Source organism: Acetivibrio cellulolyticus CD2, from assembly GCF_000179595.2.
GTDB lineage: Bacteria > Bacillota > Clostridia > Acetivibrionales > Acetivibrionaceae > Acetivibrio > Acetivibrio cellulolyticus.
Map to the genome: position 1 here is coordinate 489,251 of NZ_JH556653.1, position 22,388 is coordinate 511,638.

General features: G+C 45.6%; 25 protein-coding genes. 4 read left to right on the forward strand and 21 right to left on the reverse strand.

What is annotated here, in order from left to right:
- Positions 1–65: 65 nt before the first annotated feature.
- The 5 genes from ACECE_RS0204420 to ACECE_RS0204440 form a co-directional block, all read right to left on the reverse strand.
- Positions 66–1,670 (reverse strand): terminase large subunit, encoded by a 1,605-nt coding sequence (locus ACECE_RS0204420; RefSeq protein WP_026073692.1) that lies wholly within the window; start codon positions 1,668–1,670, stop codon positions 66–68.
- 95 nt (positions 1,671–1,765) lie between these two features.
- The gene (locus ACECE_RS0204425; protein ID WP_010244623.1) at positions 1,766–1,993 is read right to left on the reverse strand and encodes a DUF7678 domain-containing protein; all 228 of its coding nucleotides are present in this window, start codon (positions 1,991–1,993) and stop codon (positions 1,766–1,768) included.
- Between the two features lie 13 nt (positions 1,994–2,006).
- Positions 2,007–2,186, reverse strand: coding sequence for a hypothetical protein (locus ACECE_RS0204430; protein ID WP_026073693.1), 180 nt, complete (start codon positions 2,184–2,186; stop codon positions 2,007–2,009).
- 133 nt (positions 2,187–2,319) lie between these two features.
- Complete coding sequence (locus tag ACECE_RS0204435) at positions 2,320–2,544, reverse strand: DUF4314 domain-containing protein (RefSeq protein WP_010244626.1); 225 nt, start codon at positions 2,542–2,544, stop codon at positions 2,320–2,322.
- Entirely contained in the window at positions 2,528–3,244 is a 717-nt protein-coding gene (locus tag ACECE_RS0204440; RefSeq protein WP_010244629.1) for a hypothetical protein, read from the reverse strand. The genes ACECE_RS0204435 and ACECE_RS0204440 overlap by 17 nt, the downstream gene beginning before the upstream one ends.
- A gap of 99 nt (positions 3,245–3,343) precedes the next feature.
- On the opposite strand from ACECE_RS0204440, the gene ACECE_RS30950 reads away from it, so the two are divergent.
- From ACECE_RS30950 to ACECE_RS0204460, 4 genes are all read left to right on the forward strand, one after another.
- On the forward strand, positions 3,344–3,514 hold the full coding sequence (locus tag ACECE_RS30950; RefSeq protein ID WP_162862481.1) for a hypothetical protein: 171 nt from the start codon (positions 3,344–3,346) through the stop codon (positions 3,512–3,514).
- 62 nt (positions 3,515–3,576) lie between these two features.
- Positions 3,577–4,785 (forward strand): tyrosine-type recombinase/integrase, encoded by a 1,209-nt coding sequence (locus tag ACECE_RS0204450; RefSeq protein ID WP_010244633.1) that lies wholly within the window; start codon positions 3,577–3,579, stop codon positions 4,783–4,785.
- Positions 4,782–5,762: a tyrosine-type recombinase/integrase gene (locus tag ACECE_RS0204455; protein WP_010244634.1), complete on the forward strand. Its 981-nt coding sequence runs from the start codon at positions 4,782–4,784 to the stop codon at positions 5,760–5,762. The genes ACECE_RS0204450 and ACECE_RS0204455 overlap by 4 nt, the downstream gene beginning before the upstream one ends.
- Positions 5,759–6,781 (forward strand): site-specific integrase, encoded by a 1,023-nt coding sequence (locus ACECE_RS0204460; RefSeq protein ID WP_010244636.1) that lies wholly within the window; start codon positions 5,759–5,761, stop codon positions 6,779–6,781. The genes ACECE_RS0204455 and ACECE_RS0204460 overlap by 4 nt, the downstream gene beginning before the upstream one ends.
- Positions 6,782–6,796: 15 nt before the next feature.
- On the opposite strand, the gene ACECE_RS0204465 is transcribed toward ACECE_RS0204460, so the two are convergent.
- The 16 genes from ACECE_RS0204465 to ACECE_RS0204540 all read right to left on the reverse strand — a co-directional run bounded on the left by ACECE_RS0204465 (position 6,797) and on the right by ACECE_RS0204540 (position 22,377).
- Positions 6,797–8,695 (reverse strand): DNA cytosine methyltransferase, encoded by a 1,899-nt coding sequence (locus ACECE_RS0204465; RefSeq protein WP_010244638.1) that lies wholly within the window; start codon positions 8,693–8,695, stop codon positions 6,797–6,799.
- A gap of 15 nt (positions 8,696–8,710) precedes the next feature.
- On the reverse strand, positions 8,711–9,970 hold the full coding sequence (locus ACECE_RS0204470; protein ID WP_010244640.1) for a site-specific DNA-methyltransferase: 1,260 nt from the start codon (positions 9,968–9,970) through the stop codon (positions 8,711–8,713).
- A 23-nt stretch (positions 9,971–9,993) separates the two neighbouring features.
- Positions 9,994–10,869, reverse strand: a complete 876-nt coding sequence (locus tag ACECE_RS0204475) for a radical SAM protein (protein ID WP_050753695.1) — start codon at positions 10,867–10,869, stop codon at positions 9,994–9,996.
- A 175-nt stretch (positions 10,870–11,044) separates the two neighbouring features.
- Positions 11,045–12,406, reverse strand: coding sequence for a site-specific DNA-methyltransferase (locus tag ACECE_RS26590; protein ID WP_010244643.1), 1,362 nt, complete (start codon positions 12,404–12,406; stop codon positions 11,045–11,047).
- Positions 12,387–13,265, reverse strand: a complete 879-nt coding sequence (locus ACECE_RS0204485; protein ID WP_456048990.1) for a phosphoadenosine phosphosulfate reductase family protein — start codon at positions 13,263–13,265, stop codon at positions 12,387–12,389. Before ACECE_RS0204485 ends, ACECE_RS26590 begins: the two co-directional genes overlap by 20 nt.
- A gap of 88 nt (positions 13,266–13,353) precedes the next feature.
- Positions 13,354–13,860: a hypothetical protein gene (locus tag ACECE_RS0204490; RefSeq protein ID WP_010244647.1), complete on the reverse strand. Its 507-nt coding sequence runs from the start codon at positions 13,858–13,860 to the stop codon at positions 13,354–13,356.
- Positions 13,861–14,130: 270 nt separating this feature from the next.
- On the reverse strand, positions 14,131–14,901 hold the full coding sequence (locus tag ACECE_RS29045) for a sigma-70 family RNA polymerase sigma factor (protein ID WP_010244648.1): 771 nt from the start codon (positions 14,899–14,901) through the stop codon (positions 14,131–14,133).
- Between the two features lie 67 nt (positions 14,902–14,968).
- A complete protein-coding gene (locus ACECE_RS0204500) occupies positions 14,969–15,328 on the reverse strand; it encodes an HNH endonuclease (RefSeq protein ID WP_010244650.1) in 360 nt (119 codons plus the stop codon).
- Positions 15,321–15,782 (reverse strand): hypothetical protein, encoded by a 462-nt coding sequence (locus tag ACECE_RS0204505; RefSeq protein WP_010244652.1) that lies wholly within the window; start codon positions 15,780–15,782, stop codon positions 15,321–15,323. The genes ACECE_RS0204500 and ACECE_RS0204505 overlap by 8 nt, the downstream gene beginning before the upstream one ends.
- 161 nt (positions 15,783–15,943) lie before the next feature.
- Complete coding sequence (locus ACECE_RS0204510; protein WP_010244654.1) at positions 15,944–16,444, reverse strand: helix-turn-helix domain-containing protein; 501 nt, start codon at positions 16,442–16,444, stop codon at positions 15,944–15,946.
- 13 nt (positions 16,445–16,457) lie between these two features.
- On the reverse strand, positions 16,458–16,793 hold the full coding sequence (locus ACECE_RS0204515) for a hypothetical protein (protein ID WP_010244656.1): 336 nt from the start codon (positions 16,791–16,793) through the stop codon (positions 16,458–16,460).
- Positions 16,790–18,148: a DEAD/DEAH box helicase gene (locus ACECE_RS0204520; RefSeq protein WP_010244658.1), complete on the reverse strand. Its 1,359-nt coding sequence runs from the start codon at positions 18,146–18,148 to the stop codon at positions 16,790–16,792. Before ACECE_RS0204520 ends, ACECE_RS0204515 begins: the two co-directional genes overlap by 4 nt.
- Positions 18,145–18,423, reverse strand: a complete 279-nt coding sequence (locus ACECE_RS0204525; RefSeq protein WP_026073694.1) for a VRR-NUC domain-containing protein — start codon at positions 18,421–18,423, stop codon at positions 18,145–18,147. Before ACECE_RS0204525 ends, ACECE_RS0204520 begins: the two co-directional genes overlap by 4 nt.
- A 238-nt stretch (positions 18,424–18,661) precedes the next feature.
- The gene (locus ACECE_RS0204530) at positions 18,662–21,034 is read right to left on the reverse strand and encodes a virulence-associated E family protein (RefSeq protein ID WP_010244662.1); all 2,373 of its coding nucleotides are present in this window, start codon (positions 21,032–21,034) and stop codon (positions 18,662–18,664) included.
- Positions 21,031–21,300, reverse strand: a complete 270-nt coding sequence (locus ACECE_RS0204535; RefSeq protein WP_010244665.1) for a sporulation transcriptional regulator SpoIIID — start codon at positions 21,298–21,300, stop codon at positions 21,031–21,033. The genes ACECE_RS0204530 and ACECE_RS0204535 overlap by 4 nt, the downstream gene beginning before the upstream one ends.
- Positions 21,301–22,377 (reverse strand): DUF932 domain-containing protein, encoded by a 1,077-nt coding sequence (locus tag ACECE_RS0204540; RefSeq protein WP_010244670.1) that lies wholly within the window; start codon positions 22,375–22,377, stop codon positions 21,301–21,303.
- Positions 22,378–22,388 lie beyond the last annotated feature (11 nt).

Here is a 22,388-nt window from a genome sequence, read left to right on the forward strand (position 1 = left end):
TGATAAATTCCGATTTGTAGAACATAATAAATTAAGCTCTGGACATCAAGGTGTCCTGCGCTTTTTTATAACACAAGCAGTCCTCGATTATCGTAGACGCTCTCGCCATTATCGTTGCCGCACCGAATCGCCCGGTCAAGCGCCATAATGGTTGCTACCGCGCCGTCTATTTTCTCGGTGGATTTCTCTTTATCTACTTTAATGTTTCCGGCAGGATCGGTGCGAATGTAGATGTTATCCATCATCCAGCGTAAAACCGGGTGTCCTCCGTGTACGATTTTCTTTTCCAGTGTAAGCTTCATCAGTTCCTTAGTAGGTGGCGACATATCTTTGAAGCCCTGCCCGAAAGGTACCACTGTGAAACCGAGGTTCTCAAGATTCTGTGTCATCTGAACTGCGCCCCAGCGGTCGAAAGCAATCTCACGGATGTTATATTTTGTGCCGAGTTCCTCGATGAACTTTTCTATGTATCCGTAATGGACGACATTGCCCTCGGTAGTTTTCAGATGCCCTTGCTTCTTCCAGACATCATAATTCACATGGTCTCTGCGCACACGCAAATCGATGTTATCTTCCGGTATCCAGAAGAACGGAAGCACGATATACTGATCATCCTCATTAATCGGCGGAAACACCAAGACGAAAGCAGTTATATCTGTGGAGGAGGATAGGTCAAGTCCGCCGTAGCATACACGTCCCTGTAGACTTTCCGGGTCGACCGTAAAAGCGCAGTCGTCCCATTTATCCATCGGCATCCATCGCACGGCTTGTTTGACCCACTGGTTCAAGCGGAGCTGCCGAAAGCTGTTCTCCTCGGCGGGGTTCTGCCTTGCCGATTCAAAAGCCGCTTTTACCTTGTCCATACTCACCGTAATGCCGAGAGAGGGATTTGCCTTTTTCCACACCTTAGGGTCTGACCAGTCGTCTTCCTGCGCTGCTCCATAAATGACAGGATAAAAGGACGAGTCATGTTTTCTGCCGTCGATGATATCCAGCGCCTTTTGATGAACCTCCCAGCAGATGCTGTTTTGATTGTTTCCGGCCGTTGTAATAAGAAAATACAGCGGCTGCATTCTCGCATCACCACTGCCCTGGAGCATAACTTCGTACAGTTTCCTGTTCGGCTGGGTATGCAGCTCATCAAATATAACGCCGTGTGTGTTGAAGCCATGCTTGTTCGCCACATCCGCTGACAGTGCCTTGTATTTACTGCCCGTCGGAACATAATTCATAGTTTTCAGGCTTGCCTGGATGCTCATTTTGTTAAACAGATGAGGACAGCGTTTGACCATATCCATCGCCACATCGAATACGATACGCGCCTGGTCTTTATCCGCAGCACAGCCGTATACTTCGGCACCGGGTTCAAAGTCCGCGCAGAGAAGATACAGCGCGACAGCCGCCGCGAGTTCACTTTTTCCTTGCTTTTTCGGTATCTCGATATATGCCGTGTTGAACTGCCGGTATCCGTTCGGTTTCAGAATTCCGAATATATCCCGGATAATCTGTTCCTGCCAGTCGATAAGCTCGAAAGGCTTACCGTCCCATGTACCTTTGGTATGGCAGCAGAAGTTTTCGATAAAACACACAGCGTGGTCGGCGGCATCCTTGTCATAATGACTGTCTTCAGCCATAAACCGTGTTGGAATGTATTTTTTGAGTTTTCTCAGAGTTGCCGCCTCCTTACGGACAAAATAAAAGACACCCTCGATAGGTGCCGTACTACGAGCAAAAGAGCCGTCCGGCTCTGATGCTTTTGTTTTACTTAGTAATTGTTGCCGTGCAGCAGGATTTCGACCGCAAGCTGTGTGTCGGGATCAGCGGGTTCAATGTCCCAGCCTCTGTCATAGTTGCATACAACCGTGTCGTCACGCTTGAGCATCAGCTTGCTGACCTTGCCGCCGTCGATGCCGAACTGACTGCCTTCCTCGTACACCTTCATCCAGTAATGAAAAACGCTTTCGTTAATTTTCAGGCTTCCTTCTTTCCACATTCCCGTGTCCTCCTTAAAACAGCTTAATGCTGGCGTTATCATCAGCATCGAAGTTTACGTTGTAGCGGATTTCGCAGCCGTCAGCGTTTTTTGTAATCACTCGAATCCCGCCTTCAAAGGCTTTGTACATTCTGTCGATTTTCTCGCCCTGCTGGAGCTGGTTCTCGATTTGCTTAATCTGTTTCTCTGTCATGGTGGTGTTCCTCCGTTCTTTAGGTTGTGTGTATATTACCGTCACTCAGAGGATATATCCAGTCATTTTATCTATATAAACCATCATAAACTACACAATCATTCTGAGGTGTTTCCATCGAAAACGCAGCAGATTATTCCTCGATTCTGCGGCAGGAATCCTCACCGTAGACCACATTCAGACCGCAGCCGTTGTCCCATTTCACCATGACGCTCGCCGTGTCATCTACCCCGATGACAGTACCTTTGGTGCCGACTGGCGGTGCCTGCACATCGTCCATGCGGACAAGCTCCACCCGGCAACCCTTCGGATACTGCCTGCGAATCATTTCTACGATGTTTTTATTCGGAAAGGGCATCTTTCGCACCTCCTTTGAAAGCGGAGGAGCCGGTCAGATTCCGCAGCAGGATTTTCCGCTCCTTTTTATACATCTCACCGATGAAGCCGAGGCGAAGAAGAAAACAGCGGAAGGCATATTTTTCGTTATCGACTTCTTTTTCGGTGGCGTTGACCCGCTTCTGATTCTTGCTCATAGCACACAGTGCGCTGATGAATTGGCTGTAGGCATTGACCTCGTCCGAGTCTGGTATGGCATCAAACCAGGGGAAGGATATCGTATCCTCGTTGACCTCAATTGGTGTTACCGGGATGCCGAGCGCTTTGCTGATGAGACTGCCTTTGGCTTCAAGCAGCTTCGTGAGGTTGCCGACCGACACCTTGTCAAGTGGAAGGGTTATAACGAGTCCTGTTTCATTGCCGCTGTCGGCGCGCTGTTCGCCCGTGTCGGGGATATTTCTCTCCGCTGTGGTGTTTTCCGATGGTTCGGGCTCAAAGCCCTGTTCGGCAAGGCGCGCCACAAGGTTTTCAATTTCCTCGCTGTCGGCTCTGTCATCGAAGCTGACCGCACCATTCTTGTCAATGGTGAAATAGTCCACCTGGTATGCCATCGATGGCATACCGAGGTATTTCGCTACGGCTCCGGTGATTTTGCTGATTGCGCTGACGAGCTTTTTTCGCTCCGTACCGTTCACATTGAATCTGAATGTGAATGTCGCCATGTACAATTCCTCCTTCAATTTGGTAGTGTGATATTACCGTCAGTGTTCAGATATATCCAGTCATTTCTGCGAAATATATAACACAATTATTCGGAGGTTTTGCCGCCATTATTACGGGCAGACCACACAATACCGGAAAGCAGGAAGTATACGCATGGGAGAGCGACACCGTTATGTTTTGCAACACATAATGGTGTTTGTGTAAACATAGTGATTATGGTAATGGCGGCTATAAAGTTCGCGGCAGAAGGCGGTTTTGAAGAAAAATAGCTTTCCATAATGTATAGATAATACCAATAGTGGGCAGTATCCTTTTGAAAGGAAGTGGTATATTGCCTACTATTGAAATTACCGATTTAATCGCCGAAGCGACTAAAACCCTTTATGACCTGGAATATTCGCCCAGAGTCATAGAATACACGGTCGCCACTTGGAAGCAATTTGAAAATTACTGCCTTCATATGCAAATTTCATATTACAGTTCTGCCATGAGCGAAGCGTTCTGTAATGATTTAAATTCACCTAATCCGCTTTTTAAACATAAAACTATTCTGCGGAAAATTTCATGCATGAAGAAATTTGATGCTTTTGCAAAAACCCGAGGATTTAAAAAAGGTATTGTAAAACAAAAAGAACCCTTGCCTGAAAATTTTACTGCCTTTCTCACTGCCCAAGATGAAATGTTTATAAAAAAAGCATATTCAGAAAGCACACGTGAGACAGCATATAAATTCTGCAATAGATTCATGGCTTTTTTGCTGAGTATGGGCTTAGACAAACTGTCTGGGGTTACTTGGGAACTGGTATCCAAGTACCTACTCACCCTAAACGGGCATGCTAAAAGTACTGTTCGCGGGGAACTAAGCCGTCTCAGGCAAACACTGAAGTACATGTATCTTTTACAATATAATTCCAAAGACTTCTCAAAAGAGGTTCCTTCGTACAATTTAGGGCAAGCAAACAGCATGTCAAAAATATGGGAATCCAAAGAGCTTGATCAGGTGCTCCAAACAATTGACAAGTCCAGCACTAAAGGCAAAAGAGATACAGCGTTTATTCTAATCGCCTCTGAATTGGGTGTTAGAAGCGCCGATATCCGAAACTTAAAACTAACAGACATTAATTGGGAAAGCTGCTCCATATCTTTTGTGCAGAGCAAAACTGGAAAACCCAATGTATTGCCATTAAGCGAGAAACTCGGTACAGCTATTATTGATTATCTTAGGGTACGCCCTGAAACAGATTCACCTTATATTTTTGTCAGCTTAATTCCTCCATATGGACAGATGGCTAAATTCAACTCATCCTTTCACAATTATGTCCATCGGGCAGGGATTGAAGTTAAACGTGAGGCTCATTATGGACTCCATTCGCTTAGGGCGACCGTTGCAACTAAACTTTTAGCTGCCGATGTTTCTCCAGATGTTATCGTCCCTTTCTTAGGACATTCGGGGAATCAAACGCTCCATGCCTACATTCGCATGGACATTGAAAACCTGCGCGAATGTGCACTTTCTTTTGAGGATGGTGCACTGATATGAACAAAATTTACAATTATCAGAGCAAACTGGCAAAACCAATACAAGAATATATTTCCACCAAGCGTGCACTCGGTCACAAATACGATAAGGAGAGTAAAACATTTTATGAATTTGATATGTTTCTACAAAAGCACTCTCTCCAAGATGCTGAACTCCCAAAAAGTATTGTCGAGGACTGGATAACGAAGCGACCAAACGAAAAACGTAAAAACCAGCGATACAGACTCAACTTCACCAAAAGGTTTATACTTTATCTCAATAAAAACGGATTTACTGCTTATTTTCCGAACTTAACAATCACTGCCCGTGATGATAGCGATTTTACCCCATATATCTTTAGCAATGATGAAATATGTAAATTGTTTTCATATTTCAACAATATGAAGCCCAGTCGACAATATCCTAATGGTCATCTTGTGATTCCACTGCTCTTCAGAACACTGGCTTGCTGTGGACTTCGGGTTTCTGAAGCAACTAATCTTAAGCTAAAAGATGTTGATTTTACAAAAGGTGTTCTGTTAATCCGTGAAGCCAAAAATGACAAAAAGAGGTATGTGCCGCTGTCTCCAAAATTGACAAATGACTTTTTGGACTTTTACGAAACAATCCACAAATGCAGTGAACAAGAAGACTACTTCTTTCCCAATGCAAGGAAAAGTGTATATGCCTCAAATCATTTTTACAATAGATTCCGAGAAGCCTTATGGCACTGCGGAATCGAACACAAGGGGCGTGGTTTCGGTCCCAGAGTCCATGATTTACGCCATACATTTGCGGTTCGCTGTATGCAGAAGTTTGATAAAAACAAAAAGGATATTGTACTGTCACTACCCTACCTTTCAGCATATTTAGGGCATTACGATATATCCAAGACACAGAAGTATCTGCATCTAATTGCAGAGCACTACCCGGAAATCATACAAAAGCAGTGCGAATATCTCGGTGACACAATCCCGGTTTGGGAGGTGGGTGTATGAAGTCTAAGGATTTTGCTGCATATTTAACAGAGTTTTTAAGCCAGTATCTGCCAGAACTAAAGAATGTCAGCAGCAATACCATTTCCTCCTATTGCGATACATTCCGATTGTTCCTTGAATACTGCAGAGACACTGAGGGAATGAAAATCCACAAAATGTCACTCTGTGATATTAAGCCAGAGCTTGTTGCCAGCTTTCTTGAATGGCTTGAAAACGAGAGGAAAAACAGCATCTCCACTCGTAATCAGAGATTGGCAGCAATACATTCTTTTGTTAGATTTGTCCAGACCCAAGACCCTAAGTTGCTTCTTAACTTTCAGAAGATACTGGATATCCCTATTAAAAAGAAGGCAAGTAAACCGCCACGGCATTTGACGAAGGAGGAAGTTGCTGTTATCCTTCGTCAACCCGATATTTTAACTCTCCATGGCAGGCGAGATGCTACAATACTGTGCGTTCTTTATGACACAGCAGCAAGAGCACAGGAATTATGCGATCTACGTGTCGCTGATGTTCGATTGGAACATCCTGCAAACGTTAGGATTACAGGCAAAGGGCGAAAAACCAGAGTGGTTCCTTTACTCCCGGCAACCATGCAGAATTTGAAAAATTATTTATCCGAAAATCGTCTGCTTGACCCCGAGAAAAATCATTGCCCCTTGTTCCCTAACCGTGAGGGAAACCACCTTACCCGTGCTGGATTAAGATATATCCTGACAAAATATGTTCAGCAGACAGAGGAAAATGGTGATGTGATATCTAAAAGGATATCTCCCCATGTTTTTCGTCATACCAAAGCCATGCATGTTTATGAATCAGGCAACAACCTAATCTATGTCCGTGATTTCTTAGGTCATGCCGATATCAGTACGACTGGGGTATATGCAAGAACAAGCCTTAACATGAAACGCCAAGCACTTGAAAAGGTATCGGATTCACCTGTGCCGGATCTCCCATCGTGGGTGCAGAACAATGATATGCTTTCATGGCTGAAAAACTTTGGTTCGCAGAAAAATTGATTTTATTATGGAAAGCTATTTTTCTTCAAACCCGCCCTCTGCCGCAAATTTTATTGCTGCCATTACCATAATCACTATGTTTACACAAACACCGTTGCCCCACATTTTATATTCAGCAGCATCCGAGTAAGGATTCCTAAGCCATTTAATGATCTGGCTTCTGCTTTTGGGCTTTGTACTTGTTCCCATAATTATACGGTGTTCTTCAAAGACCTTGCTCCACCAGTTTATTTCATCTTCTGTTGGATTTTTAGTTTCCAATCTTGAACACCAATCGGCAGGAAAGCCTTGGAGCAATGCACACTCAGTGGGTGTTAATCTTCTTACTGTATATTCAGTTCCTACAACTCCGTTATGGCAGCCGGGATTTGTGCCGTTAACAAGGGTGTTAGCTTTTCCGTCCTGACGAAAGCACTGGCTTTCCGCTTTCATTTGAGGATAAAAGCTGGCCGGCTCGGTTACAATCTGTGCATCCTTGTAATCCCTTGCCATCAGCGGTGCAACAACTTCCTCATTGACTTCTGCATAACAGCCAGTAGTCATGGCAAATGCCACGGCATGCCGGTCTATTGTATTTAAGGTGAAGCTTATATCCTCATTGATTCCATCACCCCGCGGGCCATTTTTATCTTCTCTGCCGATCATGTTCCCCTGCAGTGCAACCACTGCTATCCCTCCCTGGTTGCATGCCGGATTTCCACCCGTACCGTCAAGTGTCCTGCTGGTGTCCGCTTCATAGATACCGCTGTTCGGATTATCAGAAAGCATCGAATTGCTCTTGTCGGAGCAGATGCCGTAAGCTTTGACAATAAGTTCATTCGCCCTTTGCTCCCCTACATCAAAGGTATTTATTGTGTTTGCCTTTTTAGCATGATCCCATTTTTGTGCTTCTTCCTTATTATGAGGTCTTGTTCCTTTGCAGAATGGAATATTAACACACTGCTCATTGTGAATGGGAGGAGCAATTTTATCATTTTCCTTGCATTCATTCATGACAAGGGGAACATTCCCGCCTCCAGTTCCCATCCGTCCGGTCAGGGTTTGGATGGTTCCGCTGTCATCAATGCCTACTCTGCTATCAGAAGGATGATTTTCAATTGCAACAGCAAGCTGATTGTCACCCATTTGCGCCCGAAGGCTGCAGGTGGAATTATCCCAATAGTGTCCTCCTAATCTTGAGGCGGCTCCAGGTTCAAAGCTGACTGGCATTCCAATGCAATCCTCAGCATTTCGGGAAGCTGTTTCCCACGGGCAGACGCCCTTCGGAGAATACCCTGACAGGCCTTCGAACTCAAATAATATTTTTCCGGCACATCCTTCTGCAAAATCTGCGACAAGGTAGATTCTACGGCGTCTCTGGGCGACTCCCCAAAATTGGGCGTCAACAGTTCGCCATGCAATGGAAAAATCATCTCCCAAGACCTCTCCTGCGCACAGCCATTTATTTTTGTCAGGCAAAGGAACATGAGCGGCTTCATCCTTGATTTTTGCGATTTCGTCAAGGACTGCCCTAAAATCCTCTCCCTTTCCGCTTGAGAACGCGCCCGGCACGTTTTCCCACACGATGAATCTTGGATACATTCCATTGGTTTTACACCTCATTTCCTTGATGATTCTGATGGCTTCATGGAAAAGCACCGACTGCTTTCCGTCAAGCCCGGCTCTTTTCCCAGCTACCGACATATCGGTACAGGGTGAGCCGAAGGTTATAATGTCCACTGGCTCTATCTCCGCACCGTTTATTTTTCGTATATCACCATAGTGTTTGACAAACGGAAGTCTCTTTGTTGTCACCCTTATAGGAAATGGCTCAATTTCACTTGCCCATATGGGGACGATACCGTTTAGCAGTGCCCCTAGAGGAAAGCCTCCGCTTCCATCAAACAAACTACCCAGTGTCAGCTTATCACTCATATCCTCACCACCCACTTACTGTTTAATTGTCTGTTTTTCTTTTTCAACTTCATCCCATGAAAGCTTACTTCCATTCCTTAGTAGGAAAACATCATCGGTTCTCTCAGCTTGGTTGATAAATCTTTTTACAATTACATCGCAGTATTTCTCATCAAGCTCCATGGTGTTGCAGATACGCCCCAACTGCTCACTGGCAATCAGAGTTGAACCGCTACCTCCAAAGGGGTCCAGCACGATACAGTTTGAAAGGCTGCTGTTTTTTATAGGGTAAGCTACCAAGTTAACAGGCTTCATTGTCGGATGCTCCACATTCTTTGACGGTCTGTCAAAGTTCCAGATAGTGGTCTGCTTCCTGTCTGAATACCACTTATGGCTACCTGTCGGCTTCCAACCATACAACACAGGCTCATGCTGCCACTGGTAGTCGCTCCTACCGAGTACCATGGACTGCTTAACCCATATACATACATTGGCAAGGTGGAATCCAGCATCCTTGAAAGCCTTCCTGAAGTTCAAACCTTCGGTGTCCGCATGGAACACATAAATGCCTCCGCCGTTATCCAATACTTCAAATACATTTTTAAAAGCCGAAAGCAGAAATTCATAGAATTTTCCGTCCTCCAGCCTGTCGTTCTTTATTTTCAGAGCATCCTTGGTAGCCCCGGTGTAGTCTACATTGTACGGAGGATCGGTAACACAGGTATTAGCCTTTTTACCGTCCATCAGTGTAAGCACATCCTGTAAAATGGTGCTGTCTCCGCACATCAGCCTGTGCTTCCCGAGAAGCCAAATGTCTCCATTTCTTGTAACAGGGTTTGATATTTCCTCCGCAGCCTTATCCGCGTCAAAATCGTCCTCCTTGACTTCTTTGTCACCGCCTTTTCCGAACAGCTCGTCAATATCGGCGGCATCAAAGCCGGTAAGTGAAACATCAAACATTTCTTTGTCCAGAGAATCAATCAATTCTTTCAAAAGGGGTATGTCCCATTCGCCGGAAATCTTGTTGAGGGCAATGTTTAGCGCCTTCTCCTTTGTCTTGTCAAGCTCCACCACCACACAGTCAATTTCCTTGTATCCCAAGTCCTTGAGAACCTTCCAGCGCTGGTGGCCCCCTACAATTGTAAGGTCGCTGTTGACGATCACAGGGTCCAAATATCCGAACTCCTTTATACTGCGCTTTATCTGTTCATACTCCCTGTCTCCCGGTTTAAGGTCTTTTCTCGGATTGTATTCTGCAGGCTTTATTTTCAATGTTTCAATTTTCCGTATTTCCATATCACAAGTCACTTCCTTCGAATTTAAATATATAGCTCTATCAAATCTCTGTAGGCTTTTTCATTTTCTGGCCGTTTCAAAAAATCCTCAAAGCTGATTGCCTGAAACCAGCTGTGGTTATTCGCCCATCTTGCGATGGGAATATACACCCTTTCCCGTTTGTACCGCATGACATAGGCATTTTGCTTAAGCTCCCTCAATACCCTGAGCCGGTGCAAATCCTCTTGTATGGTTGTGTTATAGCCTACAAGGACATAAAAGGTGCTTCTTTTGATACCGTTTCCTATAAGAGTGGCTGTCTTTTCTCTGATTACCGGCTCAAGTCCTGGATAATCAAATGCAAAATGATACTCTTCATGTTTGATTGAGGCAAGCTCTCTCGTCATTTCCTTTGTTATGAGCCGAATATCCAGACCCTGGTTGTAGTCAACCTTGAGATTTTCCTTGCGTATCTGCCCGCATATTTTGTAAAACTGCTCGGGCAGTGCGGTGAGGTTGTTGTCTAAAATAATGATTTTCTTTGACACACCGTCCCAAAAATCGTAGATATCTCCCACCGCCCGAATTGCACCTTCCTTTTTCGGCACCACACAAAAACCACAATTCCGTATACAGCCCCGTGTGGTAAAACCAATATTCAGCTTTGGTTTCATCTCCTCAACCTCAGGAGGCAGCCTGCTTGTAATATCAAATCCCGTGCCGCCGCATACGGCATCCGTGGGAACTTGGGTTTTGTCGGTAAAGCTGAAAATGCTGCTGCAGTAAATTTTGTCATAACAGTCCCTGCTTTCCGGCATATAGTCCTCCACGCTGTCTCCGCTGCATTGATGGAACAGCCTCAGCTTTTCTATTGCAATATTGATGTACTGCGGCTCCATATTAATCAAGCCCACCCTCAAAGCATCCACCTCCCCCGGCGCAAAATAAAAAGAACCCACCAAATAAAAGTGAGTCCCCTTCATATGTCCGCAGGTCTTTTTGAGGACACAGTGGGAAAAGGAGTAAACCAGCACCCGCCCGGAGCGGTTGGCGGTGTGTTTGCACTGTGTCCCCAAAGAGACCTGCGGCGGTCTCCTATTTTAATTCTGAATACGGAATTTTATCATTGCCTCGAAGCAGAAATACTTCATCCTCCCCGCCGGTAAACTGTACCCAGCGCTTAACCGCAAGGTCGACATATAACGATTCCTTCTCCATGGCATGGCAGACCCTGTCGGTCTGCTCACAGGCAATAATTACCGTACCGTTACCTGAGAACGGCTCAAGCACTATTCCGCCCCTGTCACTGTGAAGCTTGATGCACCGCCATGGCAGCTCCACCGGAAATGTTGCAGGCTGACCCTCCCTCTTTTGCACAACAGCAATCTGCCATATCTTCTTAAAGCCCCAGGCTTTACGCTCATCCTTGGTCAGCCTTTTAACAAACCTGTATGCATGCCCGGCAAAGCCATAAACCCCGGCATACTCATCAACCGCACACTCCACTGTTTCGCCGTTCATGGTAAAGGCAATGATATCCTCGCTCTGCGGCTGCGGCTTATTGCTCACAGTATGGTAGGAAGGCATGCCTGACGATATACCCTGCTTCTGCCAGATACGCTTCCATATGGGACGAAACCCGTTTTCCCTAAACAGCTGTATGCTGTAGTCACTGGTCGGCTCTATGAACTGGCTTCCCGTCACCATTAAATCGTCAATGCTTATAACTGCGATATCCGAATGCCTACATATGTTGCCTATGGCTGGCCGCATTGCTTCAAACCAAGCATCAATACCTTTTTCCTCATAATCCTTTATACATCCCACTGGTGGAGAAGCCACACAAAGCTGTGCATGCTTTCCATCCATCAGCCTTATAACATCCTCCTGGCTGCCGCTGTATCCACACATCAATCTGTGCCTTCCAAGCATCCAAATATCACCCGGCTTTGTTTTAGCACCCTTTGCCTCTATTTCCGATTTGGCTTTCCCAGTGTCAAAGTCATCCTCCACTGCATGATCTGCAGAAGCACCGTTCAGCAAATCAAATATTTCCTCCTCCGAGAAGCCTGTCAGGGACACATCAAATCCCGTTTCTTCAAAGCCTGTAAACAGTTCAGCCAACAGCCCTTCATCCCAAAAGGTCTCATCCTGCAGGCGGTTGTCTGCAATCAGATATGCTGTAGCCCGTTCACCCTCCAGGTCTAAAAACAGCGCAGGAACCTCGGTGATTCCCATCCGCTGTGCAGCCTTTACCCTGGCATGACCTGCAAGAATGTATCCGTCCTTACTGACAAGGACGGGATTTGTCCAGCCGAACTGTGCAATTGACACCTCAAGCTTTTTTAGTGCCGAGTCGGGATGCACCCTTGGATTTTTGGGATGCTCTTTCAGTTCGGATATTTTTATTGTTTTTAATTCCATATCTCCAGCTCCTTTACAGCATATAGTTTTCATAGGGTACTCCCATATAGTCAAGCACCTGTCGAAGTCCAAGACCGCCGTCCTCCCAGTCCCGCATACAATAGCGCCATAGCTTTGGATGAGTTTTCTGCAATTTTTGAAAGCGGTTGGGCTGTTCCTCAAGGTGGACACCGAACATGCAAAAAACACATCCAGTCCTTAAATAGCCTCCGAATTCGGGTTTATATATTTTGCAGTACGGCACATCAAATATATTGATGTATTTCCATATGTCATCTTCCATCCAGAATGAAAGCGGCTTTGATGAAATTTTATTTCCGTCAAACACATTACATCCGGTTTGAAGCCAGGAGGTCTGCCTGAGCATACTCTCACATGCCATGGTCCCAATATAGGGAAATGTACCGCTTTCCTTGTAGAAGCTGTCCATAGGCATTTTTTTAGTTATCTTGCAGCATTGGCAGCTTATCTTAAATGGTGCCGACAGCAGGTACTTCCACTGCTCGGATATCTTGTACTTTGTGGGACTCCCATCCTCATTAAGCCCTGTTAATGCCTGCCGTATCTTTTTGCCTGTTGCCCCATTCCGTACCCTTTCAATAAGGTCGGCCTGTTCCTTGCTCACAACAGGGTAGCCATATTTCTCTATTACCTGCCGAAAGCTCATGTCAGGACGAACCCATGTTACATTTTCAATTGTCTTTACAAATTCTTTTATTTCTATAAATTCAAGCCCGGTATCCGAGAACACTGCACCCACCTCTGGATATATACTCCGCACCAGATGGAGGAGCACGGTGCTGTCTTTCCCGCCGCTGAAGCTTACCGTAACCTTGCCGTTGAAGTGTTCATAAAACTCCCGGATGCGGAGCCTACTCTTTTCTATCTTCACTTCCAAAGGCAGGCTCTGCATCTGCCGAAGTTCCCACAGTTCATGCCTGTTACCCATTGCATCGGCCTGCCTTTCAATATTTTTTTGGTTATGCCTTTTTCCTTGAGAGCAGGGCTTCCATTACACTGTCATTCGGTGTATAGCCGTCATATTGCTTAAGCTTGCTTTCCCTTACAACCGCATAAATTTTTGTCCACACCTCGTTGGTAAGCTTAAGGTACTGATGCGCCATCTGTACATATGGAGAGGTTGTTGCCTGGCCCGTTACAGGGTTTTTCACAAGAAAGCCGTGCTTGGTGTTCATTTGCTCCAAAGCCATCCATCTTGCCTTGAGGAATGCGTACTCTTCAAGATTGTACGGCAGTATCCCCTTGGTGCAGCCTATCTGCTTAAGCCACTCCAGCACCTTTGAATAAATCGCCTTTGCATCATCCGGCAGATAATCAGGCGGTGTTTCCGGCAGTTCCGGCAGCTCCGCCCCCTGACCGAAATCAAGTATATGTATAGGACGCTTGCCGCGATTCCCCTCCAGTATTTTTTCCGTAGCTGCCTTTTTAGGTCTCCCGGCACCGGGTCTGCTTCCTCCGCTCCCCATTTCTCTTCATCCTCTCTATGAAATCAAAAATAAATCAAATATTTTTGATTGTTTTGATTTTATTTTCAAAACTCCAATGTGTTTATGTCCTGCCAAATTACTCAAAACCTCTGCTATGCATCGCCCCGAAGGTTTCATTTTGATTTTTCCTTTTTGATTTTTGATTTTGCGAATTTATTTGTTTGAGGGGCCGCCCGCCTTACAGGCTCAAAAGTTGTAGCTTTTTGACCCGGTGGGGGCTTATCAAAATATGCATAAATATTCCATTTATTAGCCAGCTTTTGGAATAGAATTCAATCCTCTTATATTCTTAAGACTCAAGCCTTTATCATAGCAATCCTTTACATACCGGCAGAGTTCCTTTATCTTTCTAATCCGTCTGCTTATATTCGCCTGGGACATTCCAAGCATTGTTTTCATTTGGGTTTGTGTTTTCTTTTGCAGATAAAGGTTGAATATTTTACGGTCTGACTCAGAAAGTATATTTTTTACATGCCTCAGTATTTCTTCAAGCTCCAACCAGTCCATAGCTTCTTCTTCAAGATTAAAATCATCGGCAGTGATATCCCCTCCGGTTAACGGAGTTCCGCTGTCATTGTCATATATAACTGCATCCAACGAATAGCCAGGCTCCATTGCATTTATCACCTTATTCAACTCCGCTGAATCCACCCCCAGCTCCCTGCATGCCTCAGCCTCAGCAACTCCTCTATTCCTTAACGCTTGGTACCTATAATATTTATCCTTGATATTCCTTGATGAATGGATGCCGCTTGCACAGTAGTCCCTTCTATACCGCATGATCTCACCCGCTATCAATGACACCGCATAGGTTGAAAAAGCCGTTCCGTATTCAGGCTTGAACCGTTTTGCCGCGTTGACAAGCCCGATGCATCCCGACTGGAAGTAATCCTCATATTCAGCTGTGTTGTATACATAGCTGAATTGCTTCCTGATAACCATACTAACCAGTCTCTGATTTTCCCTGATAAACTCCTCAAGAAGGCTTTCGTCCTTTTTCAAATCGTTAATTGTAATCATACTACAGCTCCCTTCTCCTCTTTCAAAGCATAAAAAAAAGCACTCGACCTTGTTTAAAGTCAAATGCTTATTTCCTGTTGAACCGCTCCATTGCACCTTTTCGTTCATGGCATGTCTTGCAAAGGCTCTGCATGTTCTCCAAATCCCAAACCTCTCCGCCGTCCTTGATGGGAATAATATGGTCAACAACGGTTGCTGCAGCCAGCCTTTCCTCTTTCATGCAAAGCTCACAAAGTGGGTTTATCATAAGCTTCCTTTCCCGCACCTTCCTCCATGCCCTGCTGCTATAAAACCTTTTACTGAACTCATCTCGATAAAACCTATTATATGTCTGCCATTCCTCCCGTTGATGCTCCTCGCAGAACCTCTCATGGGTAAGCCTTGGACATCCCTGCTTTGCACAGGGCTTCGGTGGTTTCTTAGGCATCCTTACCAACCCCATTAAAAAAGTCCCCTGAAATTTTCAGAAGACTCTTATCAAACAGCTTTTCATATGCTTTATCCAAATAATGTCCAACTTCCTTTTTTTCAGCCTCTTCAATCAAAGCACGGAACTGGTGTATGATTGCAATATACTGATCTCTCTTTTGAACTTCCTCATCGGCAAGCTTCTCCAATGCTTTGTTAAAATCCTCTAGCTCTCGCCGAATAAAGCTTTTCCTGGCAAATATGTAATGGCAGTCTCCTCCGCCTTTACTATAAGCAATATAGTCGGGGTCAACCCAGAAGGTAAAATTGTCAACAGATATTTTCACAGGACATTCCATGATTCTGTTCAGCCTGCGCCTTATCTTCGGTTCATTTATGTCTTTGCCCGCAAGCCCTTTTACAGCCTCACGCGTAATCAGCATCACATCATCATTTCCTATATGCCTCTTCATAAAATCCCCCCAAAAACAAAAACCCCTCGATTGTCAGTCGAAGGGCTGCTCTTTTTTGATTATAAAATTCGATACTAAAATCATATCACATTTAAAAGCTCATGAAAAGGCCGCAAAAAGACCGCAAAAAGTTCACAAAAAGACCACTTTTATTTTCCTCTTTATGTGGCATCGCCCCCGAATATAGCCACTTTCAAGGCATTTACCAGCCTGTTGCGATTCCTCTTGACAGTGCTTTCCCCACAGCCTAATTCCAATGCTATTTCCTCTACCGATAAAGGCTCAAATTCTGCCAGCCTTTGTGAAAGATTTTCTCCTTCCCAGTCAAAATTCTCGGGAGGTATGCCGTATTTTAGCTCTACAATCCGAAAGTACCTGTCGGAACGGAATCGATCAATGCCTCTTTCAATTTCCTTCACTCTTAGCTTTGTCCTTTCCATGCTGGCTCTGCGGCTTCTGTAATACTCCTCAGCCACCTGGTCTTCCGGCGGCTTTGCTCCTCCATTCCCGGAAAAACGAATAATGTCCTTTGATTTTTCCTTTAGACGGATTTCGCCCTCTTGTATATCCCTTTCATCTTCAATCACCTTCTGCTTTAAAACCGAGTATTTGTAAAGCAGGCTCTCGGTTTCCTTGTAGTAATCCCGACTTGCCTTGTTCACTGCAGAGGTCAGCTCAACAAGGACTCTTTTGAAGCTCCGGCTGCATCCTTTTTCTACGATTGTTTCCAGTGCTTTTTTGTCCACAGTGCTTCTCCTCCTTCCTGCTTTCAAATCCTGTAACTTCCCATTTCCTTTCATCCACCCGGTTCAGAAGTACAGTCCTTTTATAATCTAAGTTTAGTTTAAGACTATCGCCAAAAACTCTGCCTGCCTCTTCATGTTTTCGGATGAAATAGGTCAACTCGCACTCAATCTCCATTCTGGGAAGCCTGCCAAAAAGCTTCCTGCATTGCTTTACTGCCTCTTCGGATATTCTTATGCATACCGGGTATTCGCATCTTGGTATCATACAGCCACTCCTCCTTTCATCCTTGCCCTCACTGCATTTATCAAAGCCGTTTGCCCTGTCTCCTTTCGGTTTAAGGCCGCCATCACCTGTTCATCCATTGTTCCTGCCGTTATGATGTGGTTCACTATCACTGTCTCGGTCTGTCCCTGTCGGTGGATTCTCCCGTTGGCCTGCTGATATAATTCAAGACTCCATGTAAGCCCGAACCATATGATGGTGCTGCCGCCTGCCTGAAGGTTCAAACCGTGTCCGGCAGATGCCGGATGTGCAATTGCAATTCCGATCCTTCCATCATTCCAGTCGCTGATATCCTTTGGTGTATCTATATCCCTTGCCTTAAAAGCTTTTAGAATCCTTTCCCTGTCATGCTTATATGCATAATATACAAGCACGGGTTTTCCGTTTGCTGACTCTATCAAGTCCTCCAGCATTTCAAGCTTTCTTCTGTGAATGCTGCGTACCCCACCGTTTTCATCATATACCGCTCCATTTGACATCTGCAGAAGCTTTCCTGCCAGAACCGCCGCATTTACCGCATCAACATCACCGTCTACAAAAGGCAAGAGTGCTTCCCTTTCAAGCTTTCTATACAGTTCTTCCTCCTTCTCGGACATATGAACCGGTACAAAATTGTCTATCCGCTCCGGCATTTTCAAATGGTCACAGGCCTTCATGCTGATACAGATGTCGGATATCTTCCTGTAAATCTCCCTTTCTGCACCATCTTTGGGCTTGTAGCTGAATATTACGTTTTGACTCCGCTTGTCAGGAAGGAAGTACTTTTCACGGTAACCGCCCAGTGTTTTTTCAAGCCGCTCCCCTCTGTCAAGGAGATACACCTGTGACCACAGGTCGATTAATCCGTTGGGTGCCGGAGTTCCTGTAAGCCCCACAATCCTCTTGATATATGGCCGCACCTTCCGAAGCGCCCGGAATCTTTTTGCCGTTGCCGACTTGAAGCTTGAAAGCTCGTCTACCACAACCATATCATAAGGCCAGCTACCCTTGTACAAATCAACCAGCCATTCAACGTTTTCACGGTTGATAATATAGATGTCAGCTTTGGTGTTTACAGCCTTAATCCTCTTTTCTTCGTTTCCTAGAATTTTGGATATCCTAAGCTGCTTCAGATGGTCCCACTTTTGGCACTCCCTTCCCCATGTGTCCTGTGCCACCCGAAGGGGCGCGATTACCAATACTCTTTTCACCTCAAAGCTGTCATACAGAAGTTCGTTTATGGCAGTCAATGTTATTACTGTTTTTCCAAGCCCAAGGTCAAGCAGAAGCGCTGATGCCGGTTTGTCTATAATAAAATCGTGTGCGTATTTCTGGTAATCATGAGGTTCGTAAATCACAGTCCCACCTCCCGAAGGAAGCCTTCAAGGCTGCTTGCAGAATCAATACAGTAAACCTTGAAACCAAGCATCTCAAGCTGTTGCTTCCTCTTTTGCTGCAAAGGCCGCAGTTTCTCTCCATGCCTTTTCAATTCAGAGAAGTATATTCTACCGTTAGGCAGAAGCACCATTCTATCAGGTACCCCTGCCATACCGGGTGATACGAATTTAAGAGCCAGGCCTCCTATTGCTTTTACAGCTGTTCTCAATTTTTTCTCAAGTTCTTTTTCCAGCATGTTTATCACCTCGCATCTGGTAAAAAAACAGTTCATTTTCAGTTGCTGCTTAAATGCAGTATTTTCAGTGCTTTTATTCTTATTGCAACTGTTGAACTCAAAAATCCCTATTATATATATACGTGTATATGTGTGCATGCCCGTGTGCCTTATTCTTATAAATATACATATTTTATTTATATATATATTTGGTTTCGTTGGTTTCACACAACTGCTAAAGCACTACCGTTATTTACTTTCACGGTTTAATGCTTTTTGCTTCCGGTTGCGCCCGTTCAAACACCTTCTGCCTGCCATAGGGTCCACAGGTAACAATCCTTCCTTTGTATTCCCAGCCCTTCAGCTTCCTCATAATACCGAATATTTCATAGGAGTCTGTACGCTTTAAGGTTCCGGGAACATTCCCAAAGGCCTCGCACCATATTTCAAGGACACTTGCTGTCTTTCTTTCCGTTTTTCCCTTTGGCAGTACGGAGTCCTTCTCGTCATATTCACGGATATACTCCTTGCGCCTGTACATATCCCAATTCTGCCAGTTTTCAGGCAAAAGCTTGTCAAGGTACGCTTCGATCACACCCTCACGTTCATCTGTTTCCATAGCCTCACGCTGCATCTCTTCCGCATACCTTTCAGCTTCTCCCTTTAGGCACAAAAGTTCATTGGCTCTATACCTCACCATGACCTCGGCCCATACCTGCCTTACTTCCTCCAGCGTTATATCCCTGGGGTCCTTCTTTCCCATTTGAACCTTAACAGGCCAAAACCTCCTGTTTCCGGTGATATCCCGCAGGAATCCCCTGTCACTGTTGGTAGTACCGACAAATATACACTGTCTTGGGTGCGGTACCGCCCTTTTTCCGAAGGTGGCACGGTACACATCCTCCTGCCTTGTGATAAAGGCCTTCAGCGTTTCAATGTCGGTCTTTTTCATTCCCGCCATCTCGCTTACCTCAAGTATCCAGTATCCTTGGAGTTTCTCCGCAGCGGTCTTGTCATGGGTGTCCGAAAGCTGCAGGGAGTCGCAGAACCATGGACTGCCCAGCTTTCTAAAGAGCGTACTTTTCCCGATGCCCTGCTTGCCGTTCAAAACAAGCATATAGTCAAACTTTATCCCCGGTTCAAACACCCTTGCTACCGCTGCACAAAGGGTTTTTCTTGTAACCTCCCTGACATATTCGTTATCCTCTGCATCGAAATACTCTATGAGAAGGGTGTCCGCCCTCGGTACCCCATCCCATTCCGGCAGACCGTTTAAGAAATCCTTTATCGGATGGTACGAGCGATCATCACTAACCTTGGTAACCGCAATGTTATACTTGCCTTTTGAAAACAATCCGTAGGTTCTGTCAATGTAGCTTATTAGCTGGGCGTCATCAGCGTCCCTCCACCAGCGCTCTGGATGTTTCCAAGGAACCTCTCCCGTGATTTCCATGCCGTCAATATGCTGGTTGAACACGATGTTTTTCAGCATAGGATCGTGGCTTAGTATGAGGATGAGGTTGGTGAGAGAATCCACTACCGTTCCCTTTTTGTTAAGCTCCAATGCATCCTGCCAGTTCTCTTCGTCAAACTCATCCTTCGCTTCTTTGGTCCTTTCCTCCGCAAGCAGCTTTTTTACCTCGGCATCCTTTGAAGCAAACTCCTGCATGGCGATAAAAGAAGGCAGCTTGCCTATAGGAGTATCCTCCGAAGCTTTCTCGTCAAGCTCTCCAAACCGATGTATCCTTACCAGGTCGAATGAATTGCAAAGCTTTCCGCATGCAGGGTCGGAGGCATGGTGCGAGTATGCGAACTTCCCGTCATAGACCAGCACCCCGGCAGTACTGTCTGCTGGGATATAGCTGTACCTTCCGGGGAAATACCCACAAGGCTCATACACATCTTCAAGGAATTTTTCTATAACATCTTCAATACTGTAAGTACGGCAGAAGGCTCCGACAATACCCGGCTTCTCCAATGGGTCCGCTTGTTTATCAAGAGTGCTTTTTATAAGCTTCCTCTGGCGATCAGACACAGGCCATTGGGAGCTGTCCCGCCAGTCTTTATACATGGCCAGTATTTTGTCAGGGTCAAGAACTCCTGCATCGCTTTTTTCAAACACGAACTCCCCGTCACTTGATGTGGAAGGCCAGTACATCAGCCTTGAAGGCTCATAGGTGGTATCATCAAACATCTCAAGTCCGATATCCTTTGCCACCATTCTTGCCACCGCCGGATACTCTTCCTCAGACACAGCCCTCTTCAAAAGCACCACTAGCCTGAGTCGGGGCTTTTCTTCAGTATGCTTATGTGTACTGTAGATGCAGCAGGTGAATTTATCCTTAACGCAAGACCAGAAGTCGGAACTTGCGTAATCCGCATCAAGGGTTAAAATTGAACGCGACTCCACATGCCCCTTCTTGCGTCGGCCGTCTTTCAAGGCTCCTCCTACAAAACCACCGATGTCCTTTACGGCATCCTGCTGTGCTTTGGGCATATTCCGGTATTCCTGAACCGTTTCTCCAGTGCGGTAGGTGCTACTCAATCTATAAGTCAGCTCATCCCACGAAAGATCCCTGTTTCTCCAGAATTTCTCCATCCTGCTGTTTGCCACTGCTATTTTTATCTTCATACCATTAAAACCTCCCTGTCATTTATGCTCCGTTTCTTCTGCCAGACTGCAAGCCCGCCTCTTCTGGCCCGTGCCTCTCTGTTTTCCTGCAAAACTCCGCTTACCTCATGCGCCCTTCCAGTATCAATCTGCTTCAGTCTTAGGGTCACCGCTGAATGCACTCCTGACTTGGAAACTCCGAATTTTGCCGCAGCCTGTCTCACAGTAGCCCTATTTATAATCATATACTCTGCCAATAAAATCAAATCGTCATCTGACAGTACCATTCATACCACCTCCGAGTTAACCCTTGCCCACAGGTCCTTTGGCATATTGATGATCTGCCAGCCGATTCCCTCAAGCTCGGAAGCCCGGTCATAGCTTTCAACCTCCTGGCTTTGACGGGTTACTGCATTAGCAAATCCGTAAAGGCTCAAATCTCCGCCTTCTATGAGGTGCTGAAGTATCCCTTTTTCCTCGTTGGCAGTAATGCCAAATTCCCGGCTTGCAAGCTCCACCACCTGTGGAACATGCCCCGTTATTTTCACTTCCGTTGTTTCCTTCAGCCTGTCTACAACCACCTTGAATTTTACTTCATCCACTGCTGTCCTTACCAAGTCCTGCACCTTCAGCATGAAGACCTTGTCATCGGCTTTAAGGGTTTCATCGCTGAAAAGGGAATAATCCTCGTTGGCTTGGTTCATCCGTCCCGCATGATACCGTCTCTGTCCAAGGTCATTTACTGTCATGCCATTAAGGCAGACCAGACGATATACCAGCGGCTGTACTGAAACAGCACCCAAGCCGACCTCCGAATTGCTGATGACAATGCCGGCCTGTACAATATCACCCTTTTTAACCTCAGCCTCAAGCCTTGGGTTTACCACCTTCAGATACATACGGTTTTCGGTAAGCTCGCAGGATTCCACTCTTGCATCGGGCATCTCTCGGATTATGGGAAGTACCGCCTGTGCAATATCATAATTGTCTATTCTTCTGTATCTGTCACTTAGAAAAGCCCTGGCATGACCATCAAGGGTACGCACCATCCTTCTTGATGGTTGCTCTCTGAACCAGCTGTTGGTGTTATGGATGAGCAGCTCCGGGTTTTCCTCCAACATACGGTCATAATATTTTGCTGGTATTTCTAACGTCTCTCCGATCTGCCTATGGGCGAGACGGGTGATAGAAAACCCGTCATCAAATACTCCTGTCACAGGGTCCTCAAACCTGAGCCTTATCCTGTTGGTATCCTCCTCCACATCCATCAGAAGCTTTGGTGTATCCACTAAAAAGTCACGCTTTACGATGTTCTGCCAATTAAGCTCACGAGCTAGTTCATTTATGGTTTTTCCTGTTTTCATCGACTCATCAC

Coding starts and splice junctions, on each gene's coding strand:
- ACECE_RS0204490 (WP_010244647.1), bottom strand. CDS start 13,860: ATGGGGAGCGGAGGAAGCAGACCCGGTGCCGGGAGACCTAAAAAGGCA.
- ACECE_RS0204500 (WP_010244650.1), bottom strand. CDS start 15,328: ATGCCTAAGAAACCACCGAAGCCCTGTGCAAAGCAGGGATGTCCAAGG.
- ACECE_RS0204435 (WP_010244626.1), bottom strand. CDS start 2,544: ATGCCCTTTCCGAATAAAAACATCGTAGAAATGATTCGCAGGCAGTAT.
- ACECE_RS29045 (WP_010244648.1), bottom strand. CDS start 14,901: ATGATTACAATTAACGATTTGAAAAAGGACGAAAGCCTTCTTGAGGAG.
- ACECE_RS0204470 (WP_010244640.1), bottom strand. CDS start 9,970: ATGGAAATACGGAAAATTGAAACATTGAAAATAAAGCCTGCAGAATAC.
- ACECE_RS0204460 (WP_010244636.1), top strand. CDS start 5,759: ATGAAGTCTAAGGATTTTGCTGCATATTTAACAGAGTTTTTAAGCCAG.
- ACECE_RS26590 (WP_010244643.1), bottom strand. CDS start 12,406: ATGAAAACTATATGCTGTAAAGGAGCTGGAGATATGGAATTAAAAACA.
- ACECE_RS0204455 (WP_010244634.1), top strand. CDS start 4,782: ATGAACAAAATTTACAATTATCAGAGCAAACTGGCAAAACCAATACAA.
- ACECE_RS0204515 (WP_010244656.1), bottom strand. CDS start 16,793: ATGATACCAAGATGCGAATACCCGGTATGCATAAGAATATCCGAAGAG.
- ACECE_RS0204530 (WP_010244662.1), bottom strand. CDS start 21,034: ATGAAGATAAAAATAGCAGTGGCAAACAGCAGGATGGAGAAATTCTGG.
- ACECE_RS0204525 (WP_026073694.1), bottom strand. CDS start 18,423: ATGCTGGAAAAAGAACTTGAGAAAAAATTGAGAACAGCTGTAAAAGCA.
- ACECE_RS0204425 (WP_010244623.1), bottom strand. CDS start 1,993: ATGTGGAAAGAAGGAAGCCTGAAAATTAACGAAAGCGTTTTTCATTAC.
- ACECE_RS0204430 (WP_026073693.1), bottom strand. CDS start 2,186: ATGACAGAGAAACAGATTAAGCAAATCGAGAACCAGCTCCAGCAGGGC.
- ACECE_RS0204535 (WP_010244665.1), bottom strand. CDS start 21,300: ATGGTACTGTCAGATGACGATTTGATTTTATTGGCAGAGTATATGATT.
- ACECE_RS0204440 (WP_010244629.1), bottom strand. CDS start 3,244: ATGGCGACATTCACATTCAGATTCAATGTGAACGGTACGGAGCGAAAA.
- ACECE_RS0204465 (WP_010244638.1), bottom strand. CDS start 8,695: ATGAGTGATAAGCTGACACTGGGTAGTTTGTTTGATGGAAGCGGAGGC.
- ACECE_RS0204540 (WP_010244670.1), bottom strand. CDS start 22,377: ATGAAAACAGGAAAAACCATAAATGAACTAGCTCGTGAGCTTAATTGG.
- ACECE_RS0204505 (WP_010244652.1), bottom strand. CDS start 15,782: ATGAAGAGGCATATAGGAAATGATGATGTGATGCTGATTACGCGTGAG.